Annotated in this window: 12 protein-coding genes; 11 read left to right on the top strand and 1 reads right to left on the bottom strand. The window is 41.4% G+C overall.

From position 1 onward, the window contains the following. Positions 1–131: 131 nt before the first annotated feature. The gene (locus ACESPQ_RS11960; protein ID WP_002607018.1) at positions 132–1,079 is read right to left on the bottom strand and encodes a PD-(D/E)XK nuclease family transposase; all 948 of its coding nucleotides are present in this window, start codon (positions 1,077–1,079) and stop codon (positions 132–134) included. 363 nt (positions 1,080–1,442) lie between these two features. On the opposite strand from ACESPQ_RS11960, the gene rpmE reads away from it, so the two are divergent. The 11 genes from rpmE to ACESPQ_RS11905 all read left to right on the top strand — a co-directional run bounded on the left by rpmE (position 1,443) and on the right by ACESPQ_RS11905 (position 11,460). Next, positions 1,443–1,646 (top strand): 50S ribosomal protein L31, encoded by a 204-nt coding sequence (gene rpmE / locus ACESPQ_RS11955; RefSeq protein WP_002607019.1) that lies wholly within the window; start codon positions 1,443–1,445, stop codon positions 1,644–1,646. A 442-nt stretch (positions 1,647–2,088) separates the two neighbouring features. Continuing rightward, a complete protein-coding gene (locus ACESPQ_RS11950; protein ID WP_373144396.1) occupies positions 2,089–3,294 on the top strand; it encodes an RNA-guided endonuclease InsQ/TnpB family protein in 1,206 nt (401 codons plus the stop codon). 236 nt (positions 3,295–3,530) lie between these two features. Next, entirely contained in the window at positions 3,531–4,124 is a 594-nt protein-coding gene (locus tag ACESPQ_RS11945) for a thymidine kinase (protein ID WP_002607021.1), read from the top strand. Positions 4,125–4,529: 405 nt separating this feature from the next. Continuing rightward, complete coding sequence (locus ACESPQ_RS11940; RefSeq protein WP_002607022.1) at positions 4,530–4,994, top strand: PTS sugar transporter subunit IIA; 465 nt, start codon at positions 4,530–4,532, stop codon at positions 4,992–4,994. Then, positions 4,994–5,278, top strand: a complete 285-nt coding sequence (locus ACESPQ_RS11935) for a PTS sugar transporter subunit IIB (protein ID WP_002607023.1) — start codon at positions 4,994–4,996, stop codon at positions 5,276–5,278. The genes ACESPQ_RS11940 and ACESPQ_RS11935 overlap by 1 nt, the downstream gene beginning before the upstream one ends. 12 nt (positions 5,279–5,290) lie before the next feature. Further along, a complete protein-coding gene (locus ACESPQ_RS11930) occupies positions 5,291–5,575 on the top strand; it encodes a PTS sugar transporter subunit IIB (RefSeq protein WP_002607024.1) in 285 nt (94 codons plus the stop codon). Between the two features lie 32 nt (positions 5,576–5,607). After that, a complete protein-coding gene (locus ACESPQ_RS11925) occupies positions 5,608–6,987 on the top strand; it encodes a PTS galactitol transporter subunit IIC (protein WP_109770587.1) in 1,380 nt (459 codons plus the stop codon). A 2-nt stretch (positions 6,988–6,989) separates the two neighbouring features. After that, positions 6,990–7,661, top strand: coding sequence for a dihydroxyacetone kinase subunit DhaL (gene dhaL / locus ACESPQ_RS11920; protein WP_002607026.1), 672 nt, complete (start codon positions 6,990–6,992; stop codon positions 7,659–7,661). Continuing rightward, positions 7,645–8,643, top strand: a complete 999-nt coding sequence (locus tag ACESPQ_RS11915; protein ID WP_002607027.1) for a dihydroxyacetone kinase subunit DhaK — start codon at positions 7,645–7,647, stop codon at positions 8,641–8,643. The genes dhaL and ACESPQ_RS11915 overlap by 17 nt, the downstream gene beginning before the upstream one ends. A 76-nt stretch (positions 8,644–8,719) precedes the next feature. Then, on the top strand, positions 8,720–10,798 hold the full coding sequence (locus tag ACESPQ_RS11910) for a BglG family transcription antiterminator (protein WP_008818281.1): 2,079 nt from the start codon (positions 8,720–8,722) through the stop codon (positions 10,796–10,798). Further along, on the top strand, positions 10,792–11,460 hold the full coding sequence (locus tag ACESPQ_RS11905; RefSeq protein WP_002607029.1) for a class II aldolase/adducin family protein: 669 nt from the start codon (positions 10,792–10,794) through the stop codon (positions 11,458–11,460). The genes ACESPQ_RS11910 and ACESPQ_RS11905 overlap by 7 nt, the downstream gene beginning before the upstream one ends. Position 11,461: the final 1 nt, after the last annotated feature.

Genomic DNA, 11,461 nt, shown 5'->3' with positions numbered 1-11,461 from the left:
ACCTCTTATAGTAAGCAAAAGGCTCTCAGCACTTATGTGTGCAGAGAGCCTTTTTGCGTTGTACATCTAAAACAGTAACACACAATGTATGTATGGAGAGGTGTTAAAAGGCGTTGCTTACAAATGACAGCTTATATCGTCGTGTCGGACTTGCTTATTCGTTTTTTTACAGACTCGAAGGTATCACATTCCAGAACCAATGTGGATACTATATGCATTTGTTCCTCAGTTAATGCCTGTAGCCACATTGCGCAATCCTCATGAAACTTGATTTGCATCTGTCTGTGTAAGAGCTGCCTCTCTCCTTCCAGCTTACCTTCTATCTTTCCTTCCATTTTTCCGGCAGCTTTTCCCTCTTCAAAGCTGTCACGCAAGCCGTTGCGGTAACGTGCTTCTCCCATTTGAATCGCCATTGCGGTTGACCACAGCTCATCATCCTTCCGCATTTCCTCGTACTTGTCCATGAATACCTTCACCAGCCTTTCCTTTGACTTCAGTATATCATTTTTTTCATTATTTTCAAACAGGTATACCAGCTGTTCAAAGTCATTCAGCCTCTGCATTTCCTTCTCCTTTACGATGTCATTAATTGCCGGCATATGAACAAAGGTGCGAAGGATGAGTGGATAGTAGCTTTCATTCTCTCCCTGCTCATTGCGCATCTGATACTGATTGATCAGATTTCTGTTGTTCCATGCATACTCATCAATGAAGATAATTTGATAAACCGGCTTTAATTGATCATAAAACTCACCGCTTTTCAGCTGATTGTTCAACGCTCTGGCACCGTAAAATTCAAAGCGCATCATTTCCGCTATTCCCCTACAGGTCGTCTGCATCTCGATATTGAAATGACGATTTTGTTCATCCTTTACATGCACATCCAGAATGATGCGCTTCTTTCCGATGATGCCCGGATCCAGATTCGGATTGAGGACGGTGCTTTCCTTTACCTTGATTCCGGTAACACGTTCAATGATGGTGTTGCGGGCGTACACAGAGCCTTCATCCTCACGGGAAAGGGCGTACTTAAAAAATAGATCGTTACTGTAGTTGAGTTGATTCCTTGCATTTGACATTTATATGTCCTCCATTCTGTAAGGGTTCCTTACTCCCTTCTATACGTATGGAATCTGTCAAATTCCTAAAAAATCCACGAATGATTGATAAAATTTGTTATTTTTCACGTTAAAAGGAATTTAACTATACTGGCATTGCTTTTAAAGGATTTCCTTAGCAATATGCAATACGATTTTTTATTTTCAAACAGTAAATGAAAATCATCTGATGGTCCTGCGATTCGCAATGTCTCACACGAAATATTTCATGTATTTCTTATGTGAATTTACTAAAAACCTATTGCTTTCGCAGAAACTTATTGCTATAATTGTATAGCACTTACTTTAAACCCACCTGAGGTTTAAGGCGGAAGGAGAGTTAAAATGAAAAAAGGAATTCATCCAGAGTACCACCGTATTATGGTAAAATGTACTTCTTGTGGAGCTGAATTTGAAACTGGTTCAACCAGCAAAGAGCTGCGTGTTGATACTTGTTCAAACTGCCATCCTTTCTATACAGGACGTCAGAGATTCGCTGCTGCACAGGGACGTATTGAAAAATTCAACAAAAAATACGGACTTAAATAACAACTACAGTGGAAAAGGGGCATATGCCTCTTTTCTTTTATCTAAAAAGCAGGCAGAATACCCCCACCTCAGTGGTCGATGAACAGGTGGGGGATACTCTGTATACCCTGCGGGCGTGAATGCAGCCATATTTCTATTCATCCTTGTTTTCTTTCTATTTTTCACGAATCGTTTCTTAAATTTTTCTCGCGTTCGTGGTATAATGATGTCAACAAAAGGAGGTTTTCCTTCATGAAATCATATCGCACATATTCTAGTATCCTATCTGCTAATCACCCGCAAAACCCCCGGCTTTTCTGCTCTTACACATCGTGCTAAAAATCTGTACAACGTTGCTTCGTTCTATATAAGAAATGCGTACAGTGCTTCCATCAAATCAAATGAGGATCGCTTTCCACATGAGATACAGGTCCTGGAAGAACTCAATGGTGTCGTTGATGAATTGAATGTCATACGTCAAAAGCATCATAGCACACCATTCCACATCATTGATCATGAACATCGCTTTGTTTCCATGCAGCATCTGGATGGTTTTTTTAAATTGCGTGACCAGATCGATTACCGTGCTCTTCCTGCGCAAGCAAATCAGAACGTATTGCATATGCTGTATTGTGACTGGAAAAGCTTTTTTGCTGCTTTAGCGGATTACAAAGCACATCCAGACAAATATGAAGCAATCCCTCATATCCCTCGATATGCAGATAAAGACGGTTATAAACCCTTGATCTTTACCAATCAAATATGCAAACTGAGAAAAGACAAACATGGTTGGTATGTAAAGTTTCCTAAGGCAATGCTGCAGGCAGGGTGTGTACGTGACCGATATGATCTTGGTAAGATGGACCTGCATGAACAGAAGCTGAAGGAAGTACGTCTGATTCCCAATGGAGATACTATCAAGCTTGAAATCGTATGCGAGATAGAAATCAAGGAACCGACAATTACAATCCATGAGGCAACCAGAGTAGCCGGTATAGATATTGGTGTCGATAATCTGACAGCAATTGCGTTTACGAGTGGGCACCACCCTGTGCTGATAAAAGGAAATGAAATAAAGGCAGTCAATCAATTCTATAACAAACAGATTGCACATTATCGCTCACTGCTAAGAACTGGAAAGAAGGATAGCAAAGGGATCCATCAAACAAAACGAATGAAACGTATCAGCGAAAAGCGAAATCGACGTGTAAAGGATATCCTGCACAAAGCATCAAGAAAAATAATAGATCTATGTGTGGAGGAAGGAATCGAAGTTATCGTCGTAGGAAATAATGCGGGTTGGAAGAAGCGTATCCATATGGGGAAGAAGAACAATCAGACATTTGTGCAGATACCGTTTCATACGCTGATCGAAATGATCAAATATAAAGGAGAAGCGGCAGGAATCAGAGTCGTAGTCTGTGAAGAAGCAATACAATCGAAGGCTAGTTCCATTGACGAGGATCAAATACCAGTCTATGGAAATGATGTAACGCATACCTTCACAGGGAAAAGAATCAAGCGAGGATTGTACAGAAGTAAAAACGGCATTCTAATGAATGCCGATATCAATGGAGCAAGCAATATCATACGAAAAGTATATCCATGTATGCCAAAGCGAGAGCGATGGAGTAGAGGTACTGTGAACGTACCAGTTACGTGTATCTGAACACGCACAAAATGTTTTGATGAATGCGCAGGCATCCATTAGAAGCCGCTTGCTCTATAGCTGGCGGTAGTTCACAGGTATTATATTTTCTGAATTACAGGAAGTGGATAAAGGTTTACCTAAAAGCTGAGATATAGGATGAAAGAAAATGAAAGTTAAGTAACAGATGTAAATTGCACATACCGGAATCACTTTATGATATAATACAAATCGTAATGTTAGTGAGGAGTGTCGTTATGTATCAGCAGTATAAGGAAGGATGGCTGGAGGTAATATCCGGCTGTATGTTTGCAGGAAAGACAGAGGAGCTGATTCGCCGGATCAAGGTACTGGAATATGCGAAAAAGAAAATCGCCGTATTTAAACCGAAAATCGACGATCGCTACAGTGAGGAATGTGTTGTATCGCATTGCGGAAGCACGGCAAAAAGCTTTGTGATAAACCGTGCACATGAGATTTTTGATTACATAGATGACAGCTATGATGTAATTGCAATCGATGAGGTACAGTTTTTCGATGCAGAGATTGTAGAGATATGCGATTATTTTGCAGATCATGGAAAGCGTGTCATGGTTGCCGGGCTGGACATGGATTTTCGCGGGGAGCCGTTCAGTGTCATGCCGCAGCTGTTTACACATGCGGAATTCGTTACAAAACTGACAGCGGTGTGTACAATATGCGGAGCACCTGCCACAAGAAGCCAGCGGCTGATTGACGGCAGAGCCGCCCGCTACGATGATCCAATCATTCTGGTGGGAGCAAGTGAGCAGTACGAGGCAAGATGCCGTCATTGCCATGAGGTGCCGGGGAAGCCTTTGATCCATAAATAAACAGAGATTTACTTAAAGCAGATACGTCGAATCGGATATATCTGCTTTTTTTAATATCCTCATAAGGTATGGGCTAATGCGTGGCTCTTTTATGTTTCACACGCATGTCCTATTGCTTTTATCTATTCAGAATATAGACTTCCTGTAAATTTCCAATTAAAAGCTATGTGCCGGCATTTCATCATTGCCGGTGAATGTACTTTCGTACTTGCTGGTATCTCATTCAAAGAGAATCGTTTTATTTTTTGCACAACGTGAATGCTCATCATAGTGATGTGCAAATGTATATCCAAACATAGTACCTAACAATTCTTGTGAAAACGGTTTCTATAAAATATACTTATTTTGTAAGGAAGAGCTTGCGCGCAAATATGATTTTCCTTTAACAAAAGGAGGTTTGATAAGATGAATGATACATTGATCTGTGATGAGCTTTGTGAACTTGATTTAGATGTGAGAAGTACAGATGAGTTTTTTGAAGTCATGAGCAAAAAGGCTAAGGATCTGGGCTATGTAACAGAACAATTTCTATCAGCCATAAAAAAACGGGAACAGGATTATCCTACCGCATTGCCGGTAAAGCCTTATCCGGTTGCAATACCGCATTCCGATCCCATCAACATCGTGAAGCAGTTTATTGCACCTGTTCGTTTGAAAAATGCAATCAGCTGGTGTGAAATGGCGAACAATGACAGCATCCTTTCGGTACAAATTGTGTTTCTTCTGGGCTTTAAAAGAGAAGAGGGACATGTGGAAATTCTACAGCTGCTGCTGCAGAACTTTCAGAACGAGGACACGATGGAAAGCTTGCTGAAGGCCGCAACAAAGGAAGAATTTCTGGAAATAGTGAAGCAAATGGAAGGACTCTAATGAAAAAAGTAATCGTTGCTTGTGGGAATGGGGTTGCAACCTCTCAAACAGTGGCTTTTCGTATCAATCGCATGCTGGAAAAAGAGAATATCACCAATGTCAGGGTGGAGGCAGTGAACCTGCGCTCTTTACAAAGAGAGCTTCATGGAGCTCTTGCCTATATCGATATTACAAATAGTCATATGGATTATGGAATTCCTACTGTTAACGGACTTGCTTTTCTCTCAGGAGAGCATAAAGAAGAAGCGTTTCAAGAACTTATCAAAATCATAAAAAACAGGTAGAAGGAGAACATTATGAAAAAAGTAATCGTGGCTTGCGGAAGCGGAGTAGCTACAAGTCAAACAGTGGCATCAAAGGTAAATCGTTTGCTGAAGGAAAAAAACGTTGATGCAAAGGTAGATGCCGTAGATTTAAAATCGGTAGACCGTTACCTTGTAGATGCTGCAGCATATATCACAATAACAAAGGTCACAAAGGAATACCCAATCCCTGTAATCAACGGAATCGCATTTTTGACAGGCATGAATCAGGATGCGGAACTGAGTAAATTGATTGAGGCAATAAACAACGGAAAATAGAACTTTGAAGGAAGAGAAAGAAGGGAAATATAATGGAAATTTTATCAGATGTTGTTAATTATCTATTAAGCTTAGGCGCAGCAATCTTTGTTCCTATTATCATTATCATTGCCGGTTTGATTGTTAGAATGAAATTGAAGGATGCAATATCCGCAGGTATTACACTCGGGGTAGCGTTTACCGGGATGACGATGCTGATCAATTTTATGACGGGGGCAATTTCACCGGCTGCGGAAGCGATGCTGAAAAATACAGGGATATCTCTGCCAATCGTAGATGGTGGCTGGACCACAATGTCAACCATTTCTTGGTCCTGGCCATATGCGTTCCTAATGTTTCCACTCATGATTGTCATCAATATAATCATGCTGGTTATTAAAAAAACAAATACATTCAATGCGGACTTATGGAATGTCTGGGGTAAAATTTTTACAGCGGTTGGCGTTGTGGCAATTACCGGCAGCGTACCGCTGGCATTTCTGGTAGCCGCCATACAGATTGTATTTGAATTAAAAACAGCGGATGTGCACCAGCGCAGAATTGAAGAATTATCCGGTATTCCAGGCGTAACCTGTACACATAAGATGGTCCTGTTTGGAGCGTTGATGTATCCGATTGACTGCCTGTTGAAAAAGATACCTGCATTTAACAAAAAATTTGATGCGGCTGCATTAAAGGATAAAGTTGGTATCTTTGCTGAGAATCATGTATTGGGGTTTGTTCTGGGCGTTATCTTCGGTTTGCTTGCTCAATATCCTGTCGCAGAAACACTGACGCTTGCTATTCAGTGTGCCGCAGCCTTAACACTGTTCCCGGTCATCACAAAATATTTTATGCAGGCGCTGTCACCAATCAGTGAAGCGGTATCTGACTTTATGAATAAAAAATTCAAGGGAAGAACACTGCTTGTCGGTCTTGACTGGCCTTTCCTTGGCGGTTCCAATGAAATATGGCTGGCAGTCATCTGGTCTGTTCCGGTAACCTTGATCTGTGCAATGCTTTTACCGGGTAATGCGATACTGCCGTTTGCAGGAATCATCAATATAGCACTTGCTGTTCCTGCTTATCTTGTAACAAAGGGAAATCTTCCGAGAATGCTTATTTTATGCACACTTGGAGTTCCTGCGTTCCTGTGGGTAGGTACTGCATTTGCTCCCTTTATCACAGACCTTGCAAACACAACCGGTGCGGTAGCATTGAAGGCCGGCGAAATGATTTCCAATTCCTCGATTGACGGGCCGGTATTCACGTATGCAATTTCACAGGTATTTGATGTGATCAACGGCAACTGGATTCCGATTATCGTATTGTTTGTATGGGTTACCTGCTATGCATTCTACTACCGCGCATTAAGCAAAGAAAACAAGCTTGCCGAGGCGAAGGATGGTAATGCAAAAGCAGCAGGTGAGTAGGCATGTCTTTTACTAATAAAGAAGGTAAGCTTATCGTATTGAATATCATAGATACAATACAAAAGCATAAGGATTACCTAAGTGAAATAGATGGTGCAATCGGTGATGGCGATCATGGTATCAATATGAATAAAGGAGTAACGATCGCAAAGTCACAGGTGGAAAAAAACGAGACATTAAGTGAAGCGCTGTGCACGCTTTCCTGTGTGCTTATGGAAAAAATAGGAGGATCCATGGGGCCTCTCTACGGTTCAATTTTTATGGGAATGCAGGCCGCATTGGGAAATGCAGAATACATTAACGGTGCAATCATTGAAAAGATGCTGAAGCAGGCCTATGACAATATTCAGATGATCTCACCGGCTAAGCCAGGAGATAAAACATTGGTAGATGTCCTTGCTCCTGCTGTTTCAGCGTATGCATCAGTCTTTGAAAAAACACAGGATACATGCGCTGCTCTTACAGCCTGCTCACAGGCTGCAGAAGAGGGGATGCAGGCGACCTGTGATATGCAGGCTAAATTAGGCAGAGCATCACGTCTGAAAGAAAAATCAATCGGTCATCAGGATGCAGGGGCAACCTCCTGCTGCCTGATTCTGCAGACATTCTGCTCAACGATAATAGCGTTGGAAAAAGCTTCACGAAAGGAGACTGGAGATGCAGCGATTTGTTAACGATCCGGACATGATTGTAGATGATATGTTAAAGGGGTATGTGAAATGTCATAAGGATATCCTTCATATCAGTGAAAAGAACGATCATGTAGTTGTGAAAAACCGGCAAAGGAAGCATAAGGTAGGAATCGTAAGTGGAGGGGGAAGCGGTCATGAGCCATGTTTTCTTGGTTATGTCGGCGAACACATGCTGGATGCTGTAGCAGTAGGAGAAGTATTTTCTTCTCCCCCTGCCACTGCGTTTCATCAGGCATTTTTAGAGGCTGATACCGGTGCAGGCGTTGCCTGTCTGTTTGGCAATTATGCCGGCGATAATATGAATGTGAAAATGGCAGTACAAATGGCGGCAATGCAGCAGGTAAATGTACGCTATGTTACGGCCAATGATGATATTGCAAGCGCACCGTTGGATGAAAAAGAGAAGCGTCATGGAATTGCAGGAAGTCTGTTCATGTGGAAAATCGGGTGTGCAAAGGCAGAGCTTGGCGGTACGCTGGATGAAGTGATCGATGCAGCACAGGCTGCTGTAAATGAAACCAGAAGCTTGTGTGTAGGGCTGACCCCCTGCTCAATACCTGCTGTCGGTCATGCTAATTTTGAGATTCAGGAAGGTACCATGGAATATGGTATCGGACATCATGGTGAGCCCGGGCTGATTGTAGAATCATTGAAAAGCGCAATAGAAATCGCCGCGGTACTCTGTGAGAAAATAGAAGCAGATTTAAAGCTGAAGCATGGAGAAGAAATATCTGTCATCGTATCCGGGCTGGGCGGAACGCCAATTATGGAGCTTTATGTTCTTTATGATGAGATAGAGAATTATTTTACAGAACGCGATATTTCAGTCTATCGCTCCTTTGTAGGTGATTATGTAACCTCGTTGGAGATGAGTGGAGCTGCGCTGACGGTGATGCGTATGAAGGAAGAATTTAAAGAATTGCTGGATTTTCCTGTTGATACACCGGCAATCACTATAAAATGAAATTTGAGAAAGCTGTGCGGATCAGTAGAGGATGATGCTGCCCTGCTGATCACGTTATTTATAAGGAGGAATCGCAATGTCGTTGGATGAAAGAGGCTTGAATATTTTAAAACTGCTTGTAAATAATCCGACGATCAGTGGTTCTCAACTGGAAAAAGAAGCAGGATTGTCACGAAAACAGCTTAGTTATTCTTTAGCGAAGATAAATTTTTATCTGAAGGAAAATGGATTTGAAGAAATCGGAAGAATGCGGACGGGGAAATTTATCATACCCCATAATGTTATCAATTCCTATAAAACAAATCAGTTCACCTTTGATGAAGGTGCGTATGTATTTATAGAAAAAGAGCGTCTTTACTTGATTGCCCTGATTCTCTTGCAGCATAAAGAGGAGCTCAGTATTAACCATTTCACCTCGATCCTGAGGATTAGCAAGAATACGGTTTTGAATGATTTGAAAAAACTGCAGACGGTGATTTTACAGGAATTCGATTTGAAGCTATGGTATGATCGTTCCAAGGGATATTATCTGGTTGGCAAGGAATATGAAAAGCGTACGTTGATGATTCGCATGATTCAAAGCATCCTGCCGTTGCTGAGCGGAGAATCTATTCTGCTTTCCATACTTGAAATTGATGAGGAACGGATCCGGATGCTTTGTGCCGATGTAGAGGAAGTAGAAAAAACCTTGAAAGTACGTTATACCGATGAACGGATACGGGAGATTCCCTTTATCCTATATTTCATTCTTATTCGAATCGAGGCTCAGAAATTTTTGGATGTGCTTCCGGAGGATTATCAGCATATTGCAGGTACCAGTGAATATGGCTCTATTATGAATATCTTCGCTAAATATGATATCCAGAATACAATGGATAAATTATATCTGGTATCACAGTTTCAGATATCAAGTGTTAATTTTGAAGACAGCCGCAGTAAGAAATTTGAAAAGGAACTGGCGGAAGCGGCAGAGAAGACACTTGAGAATTTTGAAAATCTCGTCTGTATTCGTTTTCAGGATCGTAAGGCCCTGCTGGATGCTCTGATTCAGCATCTGAAACCGGCCCTTTACAGAATACGCTATCAGTATCATATCGAAGGCAATATTCTCAATATGATACTTCCTCATCATTCCTATCTATTTGAAATCACAAGACATGCAATGGTGCCGTTTGAGGAGATGTTCCATATTCTTATTCCGCAAGAGGAAATGGCGTATATCACCATCCTGTTTGGCGGGTGGATGACAAAGGAAGGAACACTGGATTTTCTTGAGAAAAAAAGAAGAGCTATTGTCGTTTGTACCAATGGTATTTCCATTTCCAATTTTCTGTTTCTGAAGCTGAAGGAGGCATTCCCTGAGCTTGAATTTCTTTGTTCTTTATCCTCACGGCAGTTTTACGAATACCATAAGGAATATGATGTTGTATTTGCTACCGTTCATCTTGATACAGCGGTACCACAATTTCTGGTAAAGCCGATTATGGATGATAACGATTTGCATAATCTTCGCAAAAAGGTGTTCAACGAGCTTTTGAATAAAACTATTTATGAGGTTAACTCAGCAAGTCTACTTCATGTTATTGGTAAATATGTGGATGTAAAGGACCGTAAAGGACTGTTGACGGCATTAAAAAGCTATCTTGGTGAAACCACGCAGGAAATGGTTCTGACAGAGCATTGCCATCAAATGGACACAAACAATCTTCATGATCTGTTAACACCGGAAACCGTGCATATAGCAGAGCATGAACTAACCTGGATGGAAGCTATTCAAACTGCATCGGAACCATTGCTGAGAAATGGCTGTATTACAACGAAATATATAGAGAATATGATTTACAGCGTCAAATATGATAAACCGATCTGGACGATTGCGGATGGTCTGCTGCTGGCACATGCAAGTGTAGAGGAGGGGGTTAATGCATTGGGCATGTCCCTTCTAAAGCTGCCGGAAAGTATTTGCTTTAATGGTTATATGGAAGCTGTTATCGTTGTCGTTATGGCAACACCAAATCGTGAAATTCATTTAAAGGCGCTGTATGCACTGATTGATATCGTAGAAAATGAAGAAGATTTTAATCGGATGAAGTCTACAGACTCCATTTCGGAAATATTAGATATAATATCTAAAGAAAGGTACGAGGTATGTTAGAGAATTTAAAAAAAGATGTATGTGAGATTGCGAAAAGAGCACAGCGTGATGGATTATGTAAGCATAAATCAGGGAATTTCTCAGCCCGTGATGTGAAAAGCGGCTATATTGTTATTACACCGACAAGTGTGGATCGTGAGCTGCTGACTCCAAGAGATATGATCGTGATGGATTTGGAGGCCAATGTAATTGAAAACCTGTCCGGTTTAAAACCGACAAGTGAATCGCTGATGCACATTACCATTTATAAGACCAGAAAGGATGCGAATGCTATTGCACATACCCATTCTATGTATGCAACTACGTTTGCATTATTAAATAAGCCGATTCCTGCTATCGTATATGAAGTCGCAAATATGGGACTTACAAAGGGACGCGTGCCGGTGGCGCCTTATGGAAGACCGGGGACGATGGAGCTGGCAAACAGTGTGGTTGATGCATGCATGGAAGCTGAAAGCTTTTTGATGGAAAGTCATGGCGCTGTAGCCTTTGATTCTCAGGATATTTATGAAGCCTTTTTGAAGGCCGCTTATATTGAGGAACTGGCACAGCTTTATTATAATGCAGTTACTGTTTTACAGGGCAAGGAACCAAAATCATTCGCTCAGGAAGAATTACAGAAATGGGAATACCCAAAAGAAATCAAATTCCCGAAGCAGTGAT

Source organism: Clostridium sp. HGF2, from assembly GCF_964240115.1.
Lineage (GTDB): Bacteria > Bacillota_I > Bacilli_A > Erysipelotrichales > Erysipelotrichaceae > Clostridium_AQ > Clostridium_AQ innocuum.
Note: the sequence above shows the minus strand (reverse complement) of the source record. Positions and strands in the feature narration are given on the sequence as shown.

Bases quoted from the DNA above. Each gene is read 5' to 3' on its own strand.
- ACESPQ_RS11960 (WP_002607018.1), bottom strand. From the start codon at position 1,079: ATGTCAAATGCAAGGAATCAACTCAACTACAGTAACGATCTATTTTTT.
- rpmE (WP_002607019.1), top strand. From the start codon at position 1,443: ATGAAAAAAGGAATTCATCCAGAGTACCACCGTATTATGGTAAAATGT.
- ACESPQ_RS11945 (WP_002607021.1), top strand. From the start codon at position 3,531: ATGTATCAGCAGTATAAGGAAGGATGGCTGGAGGTAATATCCGGCTGT.
- ACESPQ_RS11940 (WP_002607022.1), top strand. From the start codon at position 4,530: ATGAATGATACATTGATCTGTGATGAGCTTTGTGAACTTGATTTAGAT.
- ACESPQ_RS11935 (WP_002607023.1), top strand. From the start codon at position 4,994: ATGAAAAAAGTAATCGTTGCTTGTGGGAATGGGGTTGCAACCTCTCAA.
- ACESPQ_RS11930 (WP_002607024.1), top strand. From the start codon at position 5,291: ATGAAAAAAGTAATCGTGGCTTGCGGAAGCGGAGTAGCTACAAGTCAA.
- ACESPQ_RS11925 (WP_109770587.1), top strand. From the start codon at position 5,608: ATGGAAATTTTATCAGATGTTGTTAATTATCTATTAAGCTTAGGCGCA.
- dhaL (WP_002607026.1), top strand. From the start codon at position 6,990: ATGTCTTTTACTAATAAAGAAGGTAAGCTTATCGTATTGAATATCATA.
- ACESPQ_RS11915 (WP_002607027.1), top strand. From the start codon at position 7,645: ATGCAGCGATTTGTTAACGATCCGGACATGATTGTAGATGATATGTTA.
- ACESPQ_RS11910 (WP_008818281.1), top strand. From the start codon at position 8,720: ATGTCGTTGGATGAAAGAGGCTTGAATATTTTAAAACTGCTTGTAAAT.
- ACESPQ_RS11905 (WP_002607029.1), top strand. From the start codon at position 10,792: ATGTTAGAGAATTTAAAAAAAGATGTATGTGAGATTGCGAAAAGAGCA.